Annotated in this window: 16 protein-coding genes and 1 riboswitch; of the genes, 10 read left to right on the forward strand and 6 right to left on the reverse strand. The window is 62.5% G+C overall.

Going from position 1 to position 20,249, the window contains the following annotated elements; all coding sequences use genetic code 11:
• The first annotated feature begins 163 nt into the window (after nucleotides 1-163).
• The 3 genes from AB1495_RS07750 (at nucleotide 164) to AB1495_RS07760 (ending at nucleotide 4,719) form a co-directional block, all read left to right on the forward strand.
• Nucleotides 164-1,822: an NAD+ synthase gene (locus AB1495_RS07750; protein WP_074636011.1), complete on the forward strand. Its 1,659-nt coding sequence runs from the start codon at nucleotides 164-166 to the stop codon at nucleotides 1,820-1,822.
• 77 nt (nucleotides 1,823-1,899) lie between these two features.
• A complete protein-coding gene (gene gltX, locus AB1495_RS07755) occupies nucleotides 1,900-3,225 on the forward strand; it encodes a glutamate--tRNA ligase (protein ID WP_074636009.1) in 1,326 nt (441 codons plus the stop codon).
• Nucleotides 3,226-3,321: 96 nt separating this feature from the next.
• Entirely contained in the window at nucleotides 3,322-4,719 is a 1,398-nt protein-coding gene (locus AB1495_RS07760) for an MATE family efflux transporter (protein WP_074636007.1), read from the forward strand.
• On the opposite strand, the gene AB1495_RS07765 is transcribed toward AB1495_RS07760, so the two are convergent.
• Nucleotides 4,699-5,253 (reverse strand): gamma-glutamylcyclotransferase family protein, encoded by a 555-nt coding sequence (locus AB1495_RS07765; RefSeq protein ID WP_074636276.1) that lies wholly within the window; start codon nucleotides 5,251-5,253, stop codon nucleotides 4,699-4,701. The genes AB1495_RS07760 and AB1495_RS07765 overlap by 21 nt on opposite strands.
• 152 nt (nucleotides 5,254-5,405) lie before the next feature.
• A riboswitch (glycine riboswitch) is annotated at nucleotides 5,406-5,492 on the forward strand.
• Nucleotides 5,493-5,645: 153 nt separating this feature from the next.
• On the opposite strand from AB1495_RS07765, the gene gcvT reads away from it, so the two are divergent.
• From gcvT to gcvP, 3 genes are all read left to right on the forward strand, one after another.
• A complete protein-coding gene (gcvT, locus tag AB1495_RS07770) occupies nucleotides 5,646-6,770 on the forward strand; it encodes a glycine cleavage system aminomethyltransferase GcvT (protein WP_074636005.1) in 1,125 nt (374 codons plus the stop codon).
• A gap of 19 nt (nucleotides 6,771-6,789) precedes the next feature.
• A complete protein-coding gene (gene gcvH, locus AB1495_RS07775) occupies nucleotides 6,790-7,149 on the forward strand; it encodes a glycine cleavage system protein GcvH (RefSeq protein ID WP_037943184.1) in 360 nt (119 codons plus the stop codon).
• A 67-nt stretch (nucleotides 7,150-7,216) separates the two neighbouring features.
• Nucleotides 7,217-10,060 carry an aminomethyl-transferring glycine dehydrogenase gene (gene gcvP, locus AB1495_RS07780; protein ID WP_074636003.1) on the forward strand — a complete coding sequence of 948 codons (2,844 nt, stop codon included), beginning with the start codon at nucleotides 7,217-7,219 and terminating at the stop codon, nucleotides 10,058-10,060.
• Nucleotides 10,061-10,126: 66 nt separating this feature from the next.
• Here gcvP and AB1495_RS07785 read toward each other — a convergent pair whose 3' ends face one another.
• From AB1495_RS07785 to AB1495_RS07795, 3 genes are read right to left on the reverse strand one after another with little or no spacing between them, the layout of a single operon-like run.
• Nucleotides 10,127-11,002, reverse strand: coding sequence for an inositol monophosphatase (locus AB1495_RS07785; protein WP_074636001.1), 876 nt, complete (start codon nucleotides 11,000-11,002; stop codon nucleotides 10,127-10,129).
• Between the two features lie 33 nt (nucleotides 11,003-11,035).
• A complete protein-coding gene (locus AB1495_RS07790; protein ID WP_074635999.1) occupies nucleotides 11,036-13,564 on the reverse strand; it encodes an ABC transporter permease in 2,529 nt (842 codons plus the stop codon).
• Nucleotides 13,561-14,244: an ABC transporter ATP-binding protein gene (locus AB1495_RS07795; RefSeq protein ID WP_074635997.1), complete on the reverse strand. Its 684-nt coding sequence runs from the start codon at nucleotides 14,242-14,244 to the stop codon at nucleotides 13,561-13,563. The genes AB1495_RS07790 and AB1495_RS07795 overlap by 4 nt, the downstream gene beginning before the upstream one ends.
• A gap of 48 nt (nucleotides 14,245-14,292) precedes the next feature.
• Here AB1495_RS07795 and AB1495_RS07800 point away from each other — a divergent pair, with 48 nt between their 5' ends.
• Nucleotides 14,293-14,943, forward strand: coding sequence for an arylesterase (locus AB1495_RS07800; RefSeq protein ID WP_074635995.1), 651 nt, complete (start codon nucleotides 14,293-14,295; stop codon nucleotides 14,941-14,943).
• 66 nt (nucleotides 14,944-15,009) lie between these two features.
• Here the strand turns inward: AB1495_RS07800 and AB1495_RS07805 are convergent, their stop codons facing one another.
• Nucleotides 15,010-15,216: a cold-shock protein gene (locus AB1495_RS07805; protein WP_005851368.1), complete on the reverse strand. Its 207-nt coding sequence runs from the start codon at nucleotides 15,214-15,216 to the stop codon at nucleotides 15,010-15,012.
• 284 nt (nucleotides 15,217-15,500) lie between these two features.
• Between AB1495_RS07805 and AB1495_RS07810 the strand changes: the two genes are divergently transcribed.
• On the forward strand, nucleotides 15,501-16,823 hold the full coding sequence (locus AB1495_RS07810; RefSeq protein WP_074635993.1) for an NAD(P)-dependent oxidoreductase: 1,323 nt from the start codon (nucleotides 15,501-15,503) through the stop codon (nucleotides 16,821-16,823).
• A gap of 20 nt (nucleotides 16,824-16,843) precedes the next feature.
• Nucleotides 16,844-18,148, forward strand: coding sequence for an NAD-dependent dihydropyrimidine dehydrogenase subunit PreA (gene preA / locus AB1495_RS07815; protein WP_005851372.1), 1,305 nt, complete (start codon nucleotides 16,844-16,846; stop codon nucleotides 18,146-18,148).
• Nucleotides 18,149-18,163: 15 nt separating this feature from the next.
• On the opposite strand, the gene AB1495_RS07820 is transcribed toward preA, so the two are convergent.
• Nucleotides 18,164-18,799, reverse strand: a complete 636-nt coding sequence (locus AB1495_RS07820; RefSeq protein ID WP_009825997.1) for a TetR family transcriptional regulator C-terminal domain-containing protein — start codon at nucleotides 18,797-18,799, stop codon at nucleotides 18,164-18,166.
• A gap of 169 nt (nucleotides 18,800-18,968) precedes the next feature.
• Here AB1495_RS07820 and AB1495_RS07825 point away from each other — a divergent pair, with 169 nt between their 5' ends.
• Entirely contained in the window at nucleotides 18,969-20,219 is a 1,251-nt protein-coding gene (locus AB1495_RS07825) for a Zn-dependent hydrolase (RefSeq protein ID WP_074635991.1), read from the forward strand.
• Nucleotides 20,220-20,249: the final 30 nt, after the last annotated feature.

Here is a 20,249-nt window from a genome sequence, read left to right on the forward strand (position 1 = left end):
TCAAAAGAGAGTGCGGCCAAGAGCGGCGGGCGAGTTTGTTAACGCTTAGCCTATTCAATGGCCTGCAAGGGGGCAATCGTCTTTTGCCCGGCGGTGCGCCTTGGCCTTTCACTTGGCGCGTGATCTGCTACATCACTTGCGTAGATTATCGAAGGACCGCCCTATGACATCGCGTTTTCGCATCACGCTTGGCCAGTTGAACCCCACCGTCGGGGATCTGGCCGGAAACGCAGACCTCGCGCGGGAGGCCTGGGCGCAGGGCAAAGAGGCAGGCGCCGATCTGGTTGCTTTGCCCGAGATGTTCCTGGCCGGGTATAACGCGCAAGATCTGGTGATGAAGCAGGCGTTCCAGCTGGATGTGATGACCCACCTCGAAGCGCTGGCGGCTGATTGTGCTGATGGGCCCGCGCTGGCCATCGGTGCGCCCTGGGTCGAAGGGGCCAAGCTCTATAACGCCTATCTGATCCTCAGAAACGGCAAGATCGCCAGCCGTGTCTTCAAGCACAACCTGCCGAACGAGACCGTGTTCGACGAGGTGCGCATTTTCGACAGCGCGCCTTTGGGTGGGCCCTATGCCGTTGGCGATACCCGCATCGGCAGCCCGATCTGCGAAGACGCATGGCACCCCGATGTGGCCGAAACGCTGGCCGAAACCGGGGCGGAGTTCCTGCTGGTGCCCAACGGATCGCCCTATTATCGCGGCAAATTCGAGACGCGGTTGAACCATATGGTCGCCCGCGTGGTCGAGACTGAACTGCCGCTGATCTATCTCAATATGGTGGGCGGTCAGGATGATCAGGTCTTTGACGGGGCGAGCTTTGCGCTGAACCCCGGCGGCAAGCTGGCGTTCCAGATGCCCGCCTTTGACGCGCAGATCGCGCATGTCGATCTTGAACAGACCCCCGAAGGCTGGCGCGTTGTCGAGGGCGAGAAGGCGCATATGCCGTCGGACCTTGAGCAGGATTACCGCGTCATGGTGCAGGGCTTGCGCGACTACATGGGCAAGACCGGGTTCAAGAAAGTGCTGCTGGGTCTGTCGGGCGGGATCGATTCGGCGATTGTGGCGACGATCGCTGTGGATGCGCTTGGCGCCGATAATGTGCGCTGTGTGATGCTGCCCTCCGAATATACCTCCCAAGCCTCGCTGGACGATGCTGAAACCGTCGCCAAGGCGCTAGGCTGCCGCTACGACTATGTGCCGATTGCGCAGGGCCGTGCCGCGATCACCGACACGCTGGCCCCGCTGTTTGACGGCACCACCCCAGACCTGACCGAGGAAAACATCCAGTCGCGCCTGCGCGGTTTGCTGTTGATGGCGGTCAGCAACAAGTTCGGCGAGATGCTTTTGACCACAGGCAACAAGTCAGAGGTGGCGGTGGGCTACGCCACGATCTATGGTGACATGGCGGGGGGCTATAACCCCATCAAGGATATGTATAAAACCCGCGTCTTCGACAGCTGCCGCTGGCGCAACGAGAACCACCGCGACTGGATGAAGGGCCCGGAGGGAGAAGTGATCGCACCGCGCATCATCGACAAGCCGCCCTCGGCCGAGCTGCGCGAGGATCAGAAAGACAGCGACAGCCTGCCCGACTATCCCGATCTGGACGCGATGCTGACGATCCTTGTGGATGATGACGGGTCCATCGCCGATTGCGTGGCAGCGGGCTTTGACCGCGAGGTTGCCAAAAAGGTCGAACACCTGCTCTATATCAGTGAATACAAACGGTTCCAGTCCGCCCCCGGTCCGCGTTTGACCAAGGGCGCGTTCTGGTTGGACCGCCGCTATCCCATCGTGAACCGCTGGCGCGACCCCAGTTGACCGCGCGGGCGACGCTGCACGTTATCTAGACAATGGTGCCGCGCTGTGACAAGCCAGCGGCCAATCAGGAGAACCCAATGACCATCACCCGCTTCGCCCCGTCCCCGACCGGCTATATCCACGTAGGCAACCTGCGCACGGCGCTGATGAACTATCTGATCGCCCGCAAGAACGGCGGAGAGTTCATCCTGCGGATCGACGACACCGATCCGGTGCGCAGCAAGGAAGAATACGTCGACGTTCTGAAAGAAGACCTGACATGGCTCGGCCTGCATTGGGACCGCGTTGAGCGTCAGTCCGAGCGGTTGGACAAATACCACGCCGCCGCGGACGAGCTGCGCAAGATCGGGCGTTTCTATGAAGCCTGGGAAACCCCGACCGAGCTGGACCTCAAGCGCAAAAAACAGCTCAACATGGGCAAGCCGCCGGTCTATGACCGCGCCGCGCTGAACCTGTCGGATGCGGAAAAAGCCAAGCTGCGCGACGAACGCGGCCCCGGTGTGTGGCGTTTCAAGCTGGATCAGGAACGGATCGAGTGGAAGGACGGTATCCTGGGCGATATCTCGATCGATGCGGCATCGGTCTCCGACCCCGTGTTGATCCGCGGCGACGGGCAGATTTTGTATACTCTGGCGTCGGTCGTGGACGATACCGAAATGGGTGTGACCAATGTCGTGCGCGGGTCCGACCATGTGACCAACACGGCGACACAAATCCAGATCATGCAAGCGCTTGGCGGCATCGTGCCGACCTTTGCGCACCATTCGCTGTTGACTGGCCCGCAGGGCGAAGCGCTGTCGAAACGTCTGGGCGTTCTGGCGCTGCGCGACTTGCGCGAGCGCGGTGTGCATCCTTTTGCGCTGCTGTCGACAATGGCGCGCCTGGGCTCTTCGGACCCGATTGAACTGCGCACCGATATGGAGAGCCTGATCGACGGTTTCGACATCGAACGCTTCGGCTCAGCGCCGACCAAATTCGACGTCGAGGACCTGTTCCCCATGACCGGCCGCTATCTGCAGACCCTCCCACTTGAGGCCGTCGCAGGCGACATCGCAGCCCTTGGTGTGCCCGAGGATAAAGCCGCGCTGTTCTGGCAGGTCACCCGCGAAAACATCACCACGTTGCACGATCTGAAAGGTTGGTGGCAGATGTTCAGCGAAGGCGCAGAGCCTGTGATCGCAGACGAGGATAAAGAATTCGTCGCCGAAGCCCTGGCGCTTCTGCCCGAGGGCGAGTTTGACGAAAGCACCTGGGGCACATGGACGGCCGCCGTGAAAGAGCAGACCGGCCGCAAGGGCAAGGGGCTGTTCATGCCGCTGCGTCTGGCGCTGACTGGTAAACCCCACGGCCCCGACATGGGGGCGGTGCTGCCGTTGCTGCAAGTCGTGAAGGCACGCGGGTGAAACGGGCCGGGTTCACGGGCGCAAGTTCGGGAGCCTTCGGCGAGAGTTTATCTGGCAAAATGAAGCCGCTGTCGGCTGACATAGGGCGCGTCTATCATGGTTGATGGGCGCGCCAAATTTTTGTCGGGCAATCTGTTCGGGCATGTCGCCAATATGTCTTTGCTGGCCTCTGTCGGGCTGGTGGCGGTGTTCCTTGTCGATTTTGTCGACATGATTTTCATCTCTATGTTGGGCAAGGCAGAGCTGGCGGCGGCCATCGGCTATGCCGGTGCGATCCTGTTTTTCACCACCTCCTTCGGGATCGGATTGGGCATCGCGGCGGGGGCCTTGGTCGCGCGGGCCTTGGGGCAGGACAACGCGCAGCTCGCGACAGAGAGGACGACCCATGCGCTGTGCTATGGCGCGGTCTTTGGCGTGATCTTTGCGCTTTGTGTGTTCCTGTCGCTGGATGTGCTGGTCGGATGGGTCGGCGCTGGCGGTGAGACGGCGGCGCTGGCGGTGGATTTCCTGCAGATCGTCGTGCCGTCGGTGCCATTTCTGATGGTTGGTATGATGGGCAGCGCGATCCTGCGGGCCCATGGGGATGCGCGGCGGGCGATGATGGCGACCATTGCGGGGGGCATCGTGAATGCCATTCTCGATCCGATCCTGATCTTTACCTTCGATCTGGGGCTGACCGGTGCGGCTTGGGCGTCTTTTGTGGCGCGGGTGGTGATTGCCTATACCGCCCTGATGCCAATTGTGCGCCACTATGGCGGGATCGCGATGCCGCGCCCCGCGGGGCTATGGCGCGATCTGATGCCCGTGTTGTCCATCGCGGTGCCCGCCATTCTGACGCAGGTCGCCACGCCGGTAGGGCAGGCCTATGTGACCCGTGCAATGGCGGCCTATGGCGAGGATGCTGTCGCAGGCATGGCGATTGTCAGCCGCATGATGCCGGTTGCCTTTGCCGTGATCTTTGCCCTGTCAGGGGCAGTAGGGCCGATCATCGGGCAGAACTTTGGCGCGGGCGATCTGGGGCGGGTCAAGCGGACCTATGCCGCGGGGGTCAGCTTTGCCGCTTTGGTGATCGTCGTGATCTCGGCCGCGCTGTTTGCCTTCCGCGCGCCGCTGGCGGCGATGTTTGATGCGCAGGGGATCACCTTGACGTTGATCTATCTGTTCTGCGGGCCGCTGTCCTTGGCGTTCTTTTTCAACGGTGTGTTGTTCGTGTCGAATGCGGCGTTCAACAATATGGGCCACCCCTATTATTCGACCGTGACCAACTGGGGTCGCAACACGCTGGGGATGATCCCGCTGGTCTGGGGTGGCAGCCTGCTGTTCGGGGCCCCCGGTGTACTGATCGGGCAGGCGGCGGCGGGGGTGCTGTTCGGGGCGCTGGCCTGGGTGCTCGCGCGGCGGATGATCGCGCAAGGCGGACAGCGCAAACGCGCCAAGCCAGAGGTTTTCGCCCGCGACGGGCGGTTGATGTCGCTACTGCACCTGCGCCGATAGGCGGGTCAGATGCTGGTCGACCAGCGCGGTTTCCTGCGTGGTAAGCTCTTGCGCGCGCGGGTATTTTGGCGCGGCGCGGTCATTCAGGATCGGCGTATCCCAGCCCCGCGTCGTGTCAAAGAAGCGCTGCACCCCGTCGATGCCATATTCGCGCAGGAACCCCTGCACCACCACATCAAGATAGCTGAGCAGGATGGTATGGTCGCCCGATGTCACATGGGTGTCTGTGGGCACGGAATAATGTGCCATATCGGGGGCCGGGATGATGTCATGCACCACCGCCCCGTTCGATCCGATGCGATCATAGTTGGTTTCGCGTGTATCCAGCGCCACCCAGTCCGCACCGGGGACCGCCGCGATCAACCCGTCGATCACGGTGCCTTCTTCGGGCAGGACGCTCAGGAACACATGCGACGCCCCTTCGATGCGCACCCAAAGCCGGTGCCAGCCGCGAAGCTGCGCCGGACGGGCGTCGGGGTAGGCGTGGGTATTGCGATTTACGAGGCTGCCATAGCCGAAAAAATATGGTGTCATGCGGGTGTTTTGGCGCCGCTGCGCGATGATGTCCACATCTTGCACGCGCAGCACCCGACGCACTGCCCAATATCGCGGCACCGGATGAAAGTTTTCGCGCCGCCCTATCAACTTTGCTTGACGCAGCGCTGCGTTCCGGCATAGCACTTGCCCACACCGTTACGGGAGAACCGGCGCAAGCCGGTGCCGAAGGAGCAACCGCCCCGGAAACTCTCAGGCCAAAGGACCGCAACGGGACCTAACAACTCTGGAGAGTGACGCGACAGCGTCCGCCGAAGGGATAACGATCTCAGGCGAAAGGACAGAGGGGGCATTTGACAGGCTGCATTCCCGCGGTCTGCTGGGTGCCAGTATGGTCGATGGCCTTCTGGATAGGGAAAGGCCGCGTGACCATGAGCGATTTGCAACAGACACCGCTATACGATCTTCATCTGGAACTGGGGGGCAAGATGGTGCCCTTTGCGGGCTATTCCATGCCTGTGCAATATCCGATGGGCGTGATGAAAGAGCACCTGCACACCCGCGCCGCAGCGGGCGTCTTTGACGTCAGCCACATGGGGCAGGTGATGGTGACCGGCCCGTCGTGGGACGCCGTGGCGCTGGCGTTCGAGACATTGGTGCCGATGAATGTGCTGGGGCTGGAAGACGGGCGGCAGCGCTATGGGTTCTTCACCAATGACGCCGGCGGGATCGAGGATGACCTGATGTTCGCGCGCCGTGGGGATGACCTGTTTGTTGTGGTCAACGCCGCCTGCAAGGATGCCGATATCGCACGCATGAAGGCGGCGTTGGAGCCAGAGATCACCGTGACCCCGATCACCGACCGCGCGCTGGTGGCTGTGCAGGGCCCTGCGGCGGGGGCGGCTGTGGCGTCGCTTGATGCCGCTGCGGACGGAATGCGGTTCATGGATTTCGGCACATTGACGCTGGACGGGGTAGAGGTCTGGGCCTCGCGGTCGGGCTATACCGGCGAGGATGGCTTCGAGATTTCGGTGCCGGAGGCCCACGCCGAAGCGCTGGTCCGCCGGCTACTGGAGGTCGAGGGTGTGGAACCCATTGGTCTGGGCGCGCGGGATTCGCTGCGGCTTGAGGCGGGATTGTGTCTTTATGGCAATGACATCGACGCAGGCACCAATCCGGTCGAGGCCAGCCTGACCTGGGCGATCCAGAAAGCGCGCCGCGCCGGTGGTGAACGCGCGGGCGGCTACCCCGGTGCCGATGCCGTTCAGACGGCGTTCGACGATGGTGTCGGCCGCAAGCGTGTCGGTCTGGCCCCCGAAGGCCGTGCGCCGATGCGCGACGGGACACCGCTGTTTGACGCGGCGACAGGGGGCACGCAGGTGGGCGAGGTCACCTCGGGCAGTTTCGGGCCGACGGTAGGCGGGCCTGTCGCAATGGGCTATGTCAGTGAGGCGCAGGCGGGTATTGATACGATGCTGTGGGGCGAAGTCCGTGGCAAGCGTCTGCCGGTGACTGTGGCCAAGCTGCCCTTTGTTGCGGCGAATTTTAAAAGATAATCTAGCGAAGGATGAAAGAATGAAGTTTACCGAAGAGCACGAATGGCTGCGGGTTGAAGGCGACGAGATCGTCGTTGGCATCACCATCCACGCCGCCGAACAACTGGGCGACGTGGTGTTTGTCGAACTGCCCGACGAAGGCACGACCGTCAGCAAGGACGACGAGGTCGTCGTGATCGAATCCGTCAAGGCTGCGTCCGACATTCTGGCACCGATCGATGGAGAGATCATCGAGGTCAACAGCACGCTGTCCGACAACCCCGCGATGGTGAATGACGATCCGCAGGGCGATGCGTGGTTCTTCAAGATGAAGGCGTCCGATCCGAGCCAGATGGACGAGTTCATGGACGAAGCCGCCTATCAGAAGTTCATCGGGTAAATCCCGCTGCCCCCGTCGGAGCCTCCGGCGGGGATTTTTATACCATTTGGAAGAGGGGCCCCGCGCCATGGTTTTCAAACCGACCGAATATTTGCCGTATGATTTTGCCAACCGCAGACATATCGGGCCGTCCCCGGCAGAGATGTCGGACATGTTGAAAACCGTCGGCGCGCAGAGCCTTGGCGCGTTGATTGATGACACGATGCCCGCGCAGATCCGGCAGAAAGAGCCGCTGGATTTCGGCAAGCCCATGTCAGAGCGCGAAGTGCTGGAATACATGCGCGTGGTGGCGGGCAAGAACAAGGTGCTCACCTCGTTGATCGGGCAGGGCTATCACGGCACGGTGACGCCGCCTGCGATCCAGCGCAATATTTTTGAAAACCCCGCATGGTACACGGCCTACACCCCCTACCAGCCCGAGATCAGCCAAGGGCGTCTTGAGGCATTGCTGAACTTCCAGACCATGGTCAGCGATCTGACCGGGCTTGAGGTCGCCAATGCGTCCTTGCTGGACGAGGCGACGGCTTGTGCCGAGGCGATGACCATGGCGCTGCGCCTGTCGAAATCAAGGGCCAAGGCGTTCTTTGTCGACCGCGATTGCCACCCCCAGAACATCGCCGTGATCCAGACCCGCGCAGCCCCGCTGGATATCGAGGTGATCATCGGCGACCCTGACAAGATGGACGCGAGCGCTGTCTTCGGGGCGCTGTTCCAGTACCCTGGCACCTACGGCCATGTGCGCGACTTTACCGACCATATGGCCGCGCTCCATGAGGCAGGTGCCTTGGGCGTCGTATCCGCTGATCCGATGGCGCTGACGTTGCTGAAAGAACCCGGTGCCATGGGGGCCGATATCGCCGTTGGCTCCACTCAGCGGTTCGGCGTCCCTGAAGGATATGGCGGTCCGCATGCGGCCTATATGGCGTGCAAGGATGCCTATAAGCGTGCAATGCCGGGGCGGATTGTGGGTGTGTCGATTGATGCCCACGGCAACCGCGCTTACCGACTGTCCCTTCAGACCCGCGAGCAGCATATCCGGCGTGAAAAGGCGACCTCTAACGTTTGCACGGCGCAGGCTTTGCTGGCGGTGATGGCGTCGATGTATGCGGTGTTCCACGGGCCCGAGGGGCTGAAGGCCATCGCGCAACGCATCCATCGCAAGGCGGTGCGCTTGGCGAACGGGCTGGAGGAGGCCGGCTTTAAAGTCGATCCCAAATCCTTCTTTGACACGGTGACGGTTGATGTCGGCCCCTTGCAGGCTGCAGTCATGAAATCCGCGGTGGACGAAGGCATCAACCTGCGCCGCGTCGGTGAAACACGTGTCGGCATCACGCTGGACGAACGGACGGTGCCCGAGACGATCGAAGCTGTCTGGCGCGCCTTCGGCATCCGCCGCAGCGACGAGAAATTCGAGGCGCAGTATCGGTTCCCCGATGATATGCTACGTGAAAGCGCCTATCTCACCCATCCGATCTTCCACATGAACCGCGCCGAGACCGAGATGATGCGCTACATGCGCCGTCTGGCCGACCGTGATCTGGCGCTGGACCGCGCGATGATCCCGCTGGGGTCCTGCACGATGAAGCTGAATTCGGCTGCGGAGATGATGCCCGTCAGCTGGCGCGAGTTTTCGATGATCCACCCGTTTGTGCCGCAGGATCAGGCGCTTGGTTACAAGCATATGATCGACGACCTGTCGGCCAAGCTTTGTGACATCACGGGGTATGATGCGATTTCCATGCAGCCGAATTCTGGCGCGCAGGGGGAATATGCCGGCCTTCTGGCGATTGCGTCCTATCACCGTGCCAACGGGCAGGGGCATCGCAACATCTGCCTGATCCCCATGTCGGCCCATGGCACCAACCCCGCCAGCGCCAATATGGTCGGCTGGAAGGTAGTCGTGATCAAGACGGCGGCCAATGGTGACATCGACTTGGATGACTTCCGCGCGAAGGCGGAAAAGCACAGCGAGAACCTTGCCGGTTGCATGATCACCTATCCCTCGACCCACGGCGTATTCGAGGAAACCGTGACCGAGGTGACCAAGATCACCCATGATCACGGTGGGCAGGTCTATATCGACGGGGCGAATATGAACGCGATGGTCGGTCTGGCGCGTCCGGGCGATGTCGGCGGGGATGTCAGCCACCTGAACCTGCACAAGACCTTCTGCATCCCGCATGGGGGCGGTGGCCCCGGCATGGGGCCGATTGGCGTGAAATCACATCTTATCCCCCATGTGCCCGGCCATCCGAACGGCGGTGAGGGCGCCGTTTCGGCGGCACCCTACGGGTCGCCATCGTTGCTGCCGATCTCGTGGTCGTATTGCTTGATGATGGGCGGTGACGGGCTGACGCAGGCGACGCGGGTGGCGATCCTGAATGCCAACTACATTGCCAAGCGGCTCGAAGGGGCGTTCGAGGTGCTGTACAAGGGGCCGACGGGACGCGTTGCCCATGAATGTATCTTTGACGTGCGCCCGTTCGAGGATAGCGCAGGCGTGACGGTCGATGACATCGCGAAACGTCTGATCGACGCCGGCTTCCATGCGCCGACGATGAGCTTCCCTGTCGCGGGCACGCTGATGGTGGAACCGACCGAGTCGGAAACCAAGGCCGAGCTGGACCGTTTCTGCGACGCGATGCTTGCGATCCGTGACGAAATCCGCGCAATCGAGAACGGCGATATGCCGCGCGAGAACAACGCGCTGAAGAACGCGCCGCACACGGTCGAGGATCTGGTTGGCGAGTGGGATCGTCCCTACACGCGCGAACAGGGCTGCTTCCCCCCCGGTGCGTTCCGCGTCGACAAATACTGGCCTCCGGTCAACCGTGTCGACAACGTGCATGGTGACCGTAACCTGATCTGCACCTGCCCCCCGATGGAGGAATACGCAGAGGCGGCTGAGTAAGCTGTTCCCTATATATGTGATCGAACGGGCGCGGGGGAAACCTCGCGCCCGTTTTGCATTGGGGGCTCAGTTGTCGGCGAGGAAGGCAAAGACCTTGCGCAGGCGGTTCCATGTCGTTTTGTCCGGTGCCGCCAGAATATGCCCTGTGCGCAGCGTCGCGTCATAGGGGCCACCCGACAGCATCTCGACATGGGCACCGGCTTGGGCGCAGATCAACGCGCCGGCTGCGTGGTCCCAAGGGTGCAGCGTCCCGCTGAGCACGAAATCGGCGTGCCCTTGGGCGACAGTGCGGTATTCATGCGCCGAGCAACGAAGGGAGTTCACCTTGGCAAAGCTGGGCATGGTGGCCGCGACTTTGACCCGCAGCTCTTTGCTGAAGTTCCCCAGCGGGACGAAACCGCTGAGGTCCTCGATCTGTTTGCCCATGCTGACCCGCAGCGGGCGCGACTGCCCAAGGGCGCGTTCAAAGCGCGGGGTGCTGGTGTCATCGCTGATCACCCAGTCGTCATTGACCGGGTCATAGATGACGCCGAAGGCCGGTTTGCCAAAGCGCGTGACCGCAAGGATCATGCCGAAGGTGGACAGCCCGTGGGCGAAATTCGATGTGCCGTCGATGGGATCAAGGATAAAGGCCAGCGGGGCGTCGGCGATCTTGTCCTGCAGGGCGGGGTCGGCCGATACCGCCTCTTCTCCGATGATCAGCGCATCCGGATAGGCCGTGGCGAGGGCGCGGGTGATCATTGCCTCGGCCGCCAGATCGGCAGCGGTGACCAGATCATGGGGGCCGGATTTGGTGTCGATGTCAGCCGGGGCAAGGTTGCGGAAACGCGGCAGCACCTCGGCGCGTGCGGCACGGCGCAGGACATTCACCACATGCGTTTGCTGGGCTGCCGTCAGAACGGGTGGCAGGGGGGCGGGCAGTGTCTGGGTGGTCTGCGTCATTGTTGTATCCCTCTTTCGGTCTATCGGTTCCATCTATTCGCGGGCGCGCAGCACCTGTGCGGGTCTGGCGTTCAAGGCTTTGATCGCAAAGCCAAGCGAGGCAAGGATCGACGCCAGCGCGCCCCCAGTGACGATCAACAGCGCCGAAGGCCATACCACGGCAAAGCTGGTGTCCATCACAAAGCGGCTCACGGCCCATCCGCCCAAGATACCTGCCAGCAGGGCAACCGCGCCGGCGAAGAGCCCCAGCAGAGCGGCACGCATCAGAAAGCTGGCGGCGATGCTGCGGCGCGAGGCCCCCAGCGTTTTCAGCAAGGCGGCTTCATAGCGGCGGGCATCCGCCCCGGCGGCGGCTGCCCCGATCAATACCAGAAAGCCGGTCAGAAGAGTAGCCGCCGCGCCGTAGGATGTCGCCGCTGCCAACCCGCTAAGCACCGCCGCCACGCGGTCGATCGCATCGCGCACGCGGATCGCGGTGATGTTGGGATAGGCGGTGGCCAGATCGCGCAGGATCGGTGCCTCGGCCTCTGCATCGGCATAAACGGTCGAGATATAGGTATGCGGCGCGCCGTTCAGGGCGGCGGGGTTCATGGTCAGGATAAACCCGATCCCCGCGGTCGAGAAGTCGACCTCTTGGAAGCTGGCGATGGTGCCGGTGATGTCGCGCCCCAGCACGTTGATGGTCAACGTATCGCCAAGCTCTAACCCGATCTCCTCGGCCTCTTCGGCGGCAAAGCTAATGAGCGGCGGGCCGTCATAGTCAGGTGCCCACCATTCGCCCGCGGTGATCACCGTGTCGTCATCGGGGGCCTCGGCATAGGTCAGCCCGCGGTCGCCGCGCACCACCCAATGATCGCCCGCGACCTCTTTGGCGGGCTTGCCGTTGATCTGTGTCACGACGCCGCGCAGCATCGGCGCGCTGTCGATGCGGCGCACGGCGGGGTCATCGGTCAGCCGTTTGGTATAGCCGTCGATCTGGTCTTTCTGGATGTCGACAAAGAAATACGACGGGGCCACATCGGGCAGGTTGCCCGAGATCGCCTGCCGCAGGTTGCCGTCGATCTGCCCCACGGCGGCCAGCACCGACAGGCCGAGCCCCAGCGAGAGCACCACGGCCCCGGCACCTTCGCCACTGCCGCCAATCGCGGCGAGGGCCCAACGCAGCCGCGGTCGCCCGCGTGCCAGAACCGCAGCGCGCTGTGCGAGGAACCGCACCAGCAGCGCTGCCAGCGTGAGGATCCCGAGCGCGCCTGCGATGCCGCCCAAAGTCCAGAGCGTCAGCCACCAACTGCCATTGAACCACCCCGCCAGCGCGACCAGCAGCGCCACGGTCATCACGATAATCGCCACATAGCGCGGGGCCGGAAAACGCGCGGCCCCGTCCCATGCGTCGCGAAACAGGGTCGCTGCGCGGATGTTCTCGCTGCGGGCCAGCGGCCACAGCGTGAAGGCAAAGGCGGTCAGCAACCCGTAAATCGCTGCCTCGGCCAATGGTGCGGGATAGATGGCAAAGGCCGCAGGGATCGGCAGCCGCGCAGAGATCAGCGGCGCAAAGACCAGCGGGGCCACCGCCCCAAGCACCACGCCGATGGCGACCCCCAGAAGCGATAGGGCACCGATCTGCATGAAGTATGTCTGGAAGATCGTCGCACGGTCTGCCCCTAGCGCTCGGAGCACTGCGATGACTTCGGTCTTGCCGGTGAGGTAAGATCGCACCGCAGCCGATACGCCCACACCGCCCACAGCCAGACCGGACAGGCCCACAAGGATCAGAAACGCCGTCAACCGTTCGACAAAGCGCGACACCCCCGGTGCCCCGTTGCGCGCATCGGTCCAGCGCATCCCGCTGTTTTCGAACCGCGCACGGGCGGCAGAGCGCAGTTGATCAAGGTCGGTATCGGCAGGCAGCAGCATCCGGTATTTGGAGTTGAACAGCGTCCCTTCCGCCAGCAGGCCGGCCCCGTCCAGCGCCTCGGTCCGAAGCAGCGTGCGCGGGCCAAGCGCAAAGCCGCTGGCGGCGCTGTCGGGTTCGCGCACGATCAGGGCGGAGAGGCGGAATTCCTTGACGCCAAGCTTGAAGGTGTCGCCGGGGGACAGGCCCAGACGGTCGGACAAGGCGCGCTCCATCACCGCGCCGGACAGGCCGTTTTCCAGCCCAAGCGCCTGCTCCAGCGGCATCGCCGGTTCCAGCACCATCTCTCCCACCAGCGGATAAAGATCATCGACCGCCTTCACCTGCGTCAGCGCACGGTCAGCGGCGGCCCCGTCACCCGCGACAGCCATGGACCGAAACTCGACAACCTCAGACACAGCGCTGGCTTGGCTCTCGATCCAGTCGCGTTCGTCATCGGTGGCGAAACGATAGGTGAAATCAATCTCTGCCGCGCCACCAAGCAGGGCCGCACCTTCGCGCTGCAAGCCACCCTCGATCGCAGAGCGGACAGAGCCGACGGCAGCGATTGCCGCGACGCCAAGGGCGAGGCAGGCCAGAAACAGACGGAACCCCCGCAGCCCCCCGCGCATCTCGCGGCGGGCAAAGCGGCCGGCCAGACGCAGGCTCATGCGCCTGTCCCGCTGACGATCCGCCCGTCGGTCAGGGTGACGACCCGGTCACAGCGCGCGGCCAATTCATCGGCGTGGGTCACCAACACCAAAGTCGCGCCATGTTTTTCGCGCAGATCGAACAACAACTCCATGATCGCGGCACCATTGGTACTGTCGAGGTTCCCTGTCGGCTCATCCGCCAAAAGGATCGCCGGACGCGGGGCAGAGGCGCGGGCCAGTGCAACCCGCTGCTGTTCGCCGCCCGACATCTGCGCGGGATAGTGGTTGAGCCGGTGCCCCAGACCCACCGCGTGTAATTCTGCCTCGGCCCGGTCAAAGGCGTCCGCGACGCCGTTCAGTTCCAGCGGGGTGGCGACGTTTTCCAGCGCGGTCATGGTGGGGATGAGGTGGAAGGACTGGAACACGATGCCCATCCGCCCGCGGCGGAATTTGGCCAGCCCATCTTCGGACAGGGTGCTCAGGTCTTCGCCCAAGGCGCGCACCGATCCGCCGGTCGCACGCTCCAGCCCGCCCATGACCATCAGCAACGAAGACTTGCCCGACCCCGATGGACCGGTAAAGGCGACCGTCTCTCCTTGTGCGACGTCCAGCGTGATCCCATGTAGGATGTCGACCTTTCCGGCGTTGCCATTCAGTTTCAGGGATGCATCTTGAAGCTGGAACACCGGGTCGGTCATAGGGCTGCCTTTTGAAATACGGTCCCTGTTGGATATGGAGGTTCGACCATGATGCGCAAGGTTACGACGGCACTTGTTCTGGTATTATCAGGTCCCGCACTGGCGGAACCGCTTGTTATTGCAGCATTGGGCGACAGTCTGACGCAGGGCTACGGTCTGCCCGCCGAGGACGGGTTCGTGCCACAGTTGCAAAACTGGCTGGATCAGAACGGTGCGGATGTGACGGTGATCAACGCAGGCGTGTCGGGGGATACGACCGCTGGCGGGTTGGCGCGGGTCGCCTGGACCATGACGCCCGAGGTCGATGGCATGATCGTAACCCTTGGCGGGAATGACCTGTTGCGCGGGATCGACCCCGCGGTCAGCCGCGCCAATCTGGATGGAATCATGAAGGCCGCCCAAGACGCCAAGGTAGAAGTGCTGCTGGTCGGCATGACCGCGCCGGGCAACTTTGGCCCCGACTATAAAACCGCCTTTGACAGCATCTATCCCGATCTGGCCGCGCAATATGACGCGAGCCTGATGGGCAGCTTCTTTGGCGGCCTGTCCGACAATGGCGAGACGCCAGATCTGGCGCAGGCGCGCGGGTTTTTCCAGGCCGACGGGGTGCATCCGAACGCGCAAGGCGTCACGAGAATCGTTGATGCTTTGGGCCCGAAAGTGCTGACGCTGATCGATCAGATCAACGAAAACGAGTAGTTTTGCACAAAAAACGGGCACCGAAGCGCCCGTCGTCAAAAATATTATGAACCGGTTTTGGGCCGGTTAGGCCAATGCGATATTCGCGGCGCTTTCGCGGCCATCACGGCCCGCTTCTACGTCGAATGTCACCTTCTGGTTGTCGGCAAGCCCGGTCAGGCCAGCGCGTTCAACCGCCGAGATGTGAACAAAGATATCTTTGCCGCCACCATCAGGCGCGATAAAGCCGTATCCCTTTGTGGTATTGAACCATTTTACGGTGCCAGTCGCCATGCCCCGTTTCTCCTCGTGTTTGTCCTGCCCACATTATGCGGCAGCGTGGCTCGGTCAGAACTTGATCGCACCAGCGCCGGAGGGCTGAGGGGTCGAAAGTCTTTCGCGTCGCACCTCTGACTTTGGCGCCAAATAGGACAAAATCAAGAGTTTTTGCCCCGAAACGCGTAACCGGCGGGCATTTGCGCAAGAAATTTCACAGTTATGAAATAATTTTACCAGTTGATAAAAAAATCATTCCGTGGGAGCGTTTCAGCATAAATAGTGACAGCAGGGATAAAAAAATGTCGCAGAAAATCTTTGAACCGGGGGTGGCTGCCGGACGGCTGGACGCCGACGCCTATGCCGCGCAGTTTTCCGATTTGCACCCGCCACTGGATGTGCACGAAGCGCTTGTCGCGGCGGACCGTTGCTACTTCTGTCACGACGCGCCGTGCATCACGGCCTGCCCGACGGATATCGATATTCCGCTCTTCATTCGGCAGATCGCCACGGGCACACCGGATGCCGCCGCCAAAACGATCCTGAGCCAGAATATCATGGGCGGTATGTGCGCCCGCGTTTGTCCGACCGAACAGCTTTGTGAACAGGCCTGCGTGCGCGAAGTGGCCGAGGGCAAGCCGGTCAAGATCGGCGAGCTTCAGCGCTATGCCACCGACCATCTGCAAGCACAGGGCGCGCATCCGTTTGAACGCGCGGCCTCGACGGGCAAGCGCGTGGCCGTGGTCGGTGCAGGTCCGGCGGGGCTGTCTTGTGCGCACCGTTTGGCGATGATGGGGCATGATGTCACCGTCTTTGACGCGCGGCCCAAGCCCGGCGGTCTGAATGAATACGGGATCGCCACCTACAAGACACCCGACGGCTTCGCGCAGGCCGAAGTGGACTGGCTGCTCAAGATCGGCGGCATCACCGTGCAGAACAATGCAGCCCTTGGGGTGGCGATGACGCTGGACAGTTTGCGGGCCGACTATGACGCCGTGTTCCTTGGTATGGGCCTTGGCGGTGTGAACGCCTTGGGGGCCGAGGGCGAGGATAAGACCGGCGTGCTGGATGCGGTCGACTTCATCTCTCACCTGCGTCAGGCGAGCGATGTGGCTGCGGTCCCGATCGGTCGTGACGTGGTGGTGATCGGCGGCGGGATGACCGCGATCGATGCCGCCATTCAGGCGAAACTGCTGGGCGCGCTCAATGTGACGCTGGTCTATCGTCGCGGGCGCGACCGGATGAACGCCAGCGTGTTCGAGCAGGATCTCGCGGCCTCCAAGGGCGTGCGGATCGTGACCCATGCCACGCCGGTCGCCGTGATCGGCAACGGTGCGGTGCGCGAGATCGAATTCGAATATGTCGACGACCAGATGAATGGCACGGGTCAGACCCTGCGCCTGCCCGCGGATCAGGTGTTCAAGGCCATCGGCCAGACCCTTCAGGGCGACGCGCTGCCCACGGTGGAGGCGCGCAAGATCAAGGTGGATGGCACCGGACGCACCAGTGTCGACGGGGTCTGGGCCGGTGGCGATTGTGCCAGTGGCGGCGACGACCTGACCGTGACCGCTGTCGCCGAAGGGCGCGACGCGGCGATGGACATTCACATGGTATTGACGGGCTAAGCCCCTACAGGAGAACGCAAATGGCTGATCTAAGAAGCGACTTCGTGGGCATCAAAAGCCCCAACCCGTTCTGGCTGGCATCCGCGCCACCCACGGACAAGGAATACAACGTCCGCCGCGCCTACGAGGCAGGCTGGGGCGGTGTCGTGTGGAAGACCCTCGGCATGGAGGGCCCGCCCGTCGTCAACGTCAACGGCCCGCGCTACGGCGCGATCTGGGGCGCGGACCGGCGGCTGTTGGGGCTCAATAACATCGAGCTGATCACCGACCGTCCGCTGGAGGTGAACCTGCGCGAGATGAAAGCGGTGAAACGTGATTACCCTGACCGCGCTCTGATCGCGTCGATCATGGTCCCGTGCGAGGAGGAAGCGTGGAAAGCGATCCTGCCGCATGTGGAGGAAACCGGTGCCGACGGGATCGAGCTGAACTTCGGCTGCCCGCATGGCATGGCGGAACGCGGCATGGGATCGGCTGTGGGGCAGGTGCCGGAATATATCGAAATGGTCACCCGCTGGTGCAAGCAATACACGCGCATGCCGGTGATCGTGAAGCTGACGCCGAACATCACGAATGTGCTCTACCCCGCCGAGGCCGCCAAACGCGGCGGCGCGGATGCAGTGAGCCTGATCAACACGATCAACTCCATCACCTCGGTTGATCTGGACCTGTTCGCGCCTGAACCGATGATCGACGGGAAAGGCACCCACGGCGGCTATTGCGGGCCGGCGGTAAAGCCGATTGCCTTGAACATGGTGGCGGAAATCGCGCGCAACCCCGAGACGGCGGATATGCCGATCAGCGGCATCGGCGGCGTGACCACATGGCGCGACGCGGCAGAGTTTCTGGCCCTTGGCGCGGGCAACGTGCAGGTGTGCACGGCGGCGATGACCTATGGTTTCAAGGTTGTGCAAGAGATGATCTCGGGCCTGTCGGAATATATGGACGACAAGGGGATGACTTCGGTCGATCAACTGGTGCGCCGTGCGGTGCCGAATGTGACCGACTGGAACCAGCTGAACCTGAACTATGTCGCCAAGGCCAAGATCGATCAGGATCTGTGTATCTCCTGCGGGCGCTGCTTTGCCGCCTGCGAAGACACCTCGCATCAGGCAATTGCCATGTCCGAAGATCGCACCTTCAGCGTGATCGACGACGAATGTGTGGCGTGCAACCTCTGCGTCAACGTTTGCCCGGTCGAGGATTGTATCTCGATGGTGGAGCTGGCCCCCGGCACCACGGACCCGCGCACGGGCAAGCCCGTCGATCCGAATTACGCCAACTGGACGACGCACCCCAACAACCCCTCCGCCACTGCGGCCGAGTGACCCTTGCCCCCGCCGCTACTGTTGCGGCGCGGCGGGGGTCAACAGCGTCGAGAACATCAGTCGCAGATGGTCCGACGCCTGCTGGTGCTGATCGGCATCGCCGTCCAGCAGCAGCGCGACTTGCGGCGCGAAATCAGCATAGTGTTGCGTGGTCGACCAGATCGAGAAAATCAGATGGCGCGGGTCCATCCGCGCGATCTTTCCCGCCGCCATCCAATCGGAAATAACCGCGCATTTCTCGTCGAACAGCGGTTTCAGATCGCTTTGCAAACGCGGCTCCATATGGGGCGCACCGCGTAAAATTTCACCGGCAAACAAGCGGCTTTCACGGGGCAGATCCCGTGCCATATCCAGTTTGCGCTGCACATAATCCAACAGCTCTGTGCGCGGGTCACCATCGGCGTCCAGCTCGACCAGCGGGTCGAGCCATGTCTCCATCAGCTGGCTCAGCAGGGTCGTGTGGATTTCTTCCTTCCCACTGAAATAATACAATATATTCGGTTTGCTCAGCCCCGCCTCGCTGGCGATCTGATCCAGCGTGGCCCCGCGAAACCCGTAGGTCGAAAACACATCAAGCGCCGCATCCAGGATCACACGGCGGTTGCGCCTTTGGATTCGGCTGGGCTTTTTCTTGGCGGTTGTCTCGGGCATGGCGCGTCCCCTTTCGGTGTAAGTGCCTGAAAATGCGGCACCCCACTTCGGACGGGTGGCCCCAAGGGAAAGCATTTCTTGACAGACTTAACCCTAGCCGCAATCGTGGATTTACCAAATGGTAAAAATTTACGCCTTGCACAAGGTAGAAAACGCAAAGGAAACCGCTATGGCCGCGCCCGGTGAAAACCTGAAGATCAACCCGGATCGTTTGTGGGACAGTCTGATGGAGATGGCCAAGATCGGCCCCGGTGTGGCGGGTGGCAACAACCGCCAGACGCTGACCGACGAAGACGCCGAAGGTCGCGCCCTGTTCCAGAAATGGTGCGAGGAGGCGGGCTGCACCATGGGCCTTGATACGATGGGCAACATGTTCGCGCAGCGCGATGGCACCGACTCCGATGCGCTGCCGGTCTACGTCGGGTCGCATCTGGATACGCAGCCCACGGGCGGCAAGTATGACGGCGTGCTGGGTGTGCTGGGCGGGCTGGAACTGCTGCGCACGATGAACGATCTGGGGATCAAGACGAAACACCCCGTGGTCGTGACCAACTGGACCAACGAAGAGGGCACCCGCTATGCCCCCGCGATGCTGTCGTCTGGCGTTTTTGCTGGCATCCACACGCAGGAATGGGCCTATGCCAAGACCGACGCCGAGGGCTTGCGCTTTGGTGACGAGCTCAAGCGGATCGGCTGGCAGGGCGACGAAGAGGTCGGCGCGCGCAAGATGCATGCGTTTTTCGAGCTGCACATCGAACAGGGCCCGATCCTGGAGGCCGAAGGCAAGGACATCGGCGTCGTGACCCACGGGCAGGGGCTGTCGTGGACCCAAGTCACCGTGACCGGTAAGGATGCGCATACCGGATCAACACCGATGCCCATGCGCAAGAATGCGGGGCTTGGCATGGCGCGTATGCTTGAAGCGGTGGACCAGATCGCATGGTCCCACGCGCCGCATGCGGTTGGTGCCGCCGGGCATATCGAGGTCTACCCGAACTCGCGCAATGTGATCCCGGGGCAGGTGATCTTTACCGTCGATTTCCGGTCGCCCGATCTGAGCGTGATCGAGGATATGGAAAAACGCCTGCGCGTCGAGGGTCAGAAGATCGCCGATGACATGGGGCTTGAGGTCGCTTTTGAAAAGGTCGGTGGCTTTGATCCCGTCGCCTTTGACGAAGGCTGCGTCTCGGCCATCCGTTCCGCGGCAGAGCGGTTGGGATATAGCCATATGGACGTCATCTCGGGGGCGGGTCACGATGCCTGCTGGATCAACGGGGTGGCCCCGACCGCAATGGTCATGTGCCCCTGCGTGGATGGGCTGAGCCATAACGAGGCCGAAGAGATCACCAAGGATTGGGCCAAGGCCGGTGCCGATGTTTTGCTGCATGCGGTGCTGGAAACGGCAGAGATTGTGGGCTGAACCCGTCGGGGGCCTGAGCGGGCGTGGCCT

The sequence above is a fragment of the Sulfitobacter pontiacus genome, from assembly GCF_040790665.1.
In the GTDB taxonomy this organism is placed as follows: domain Bacteria; phylum Pseudomonadota; class Alphaproteobacteria; order Rhodobacterales; family Rhodobacteraceae; genus Sulfitobacter; species Sulfitobacter pontiacus.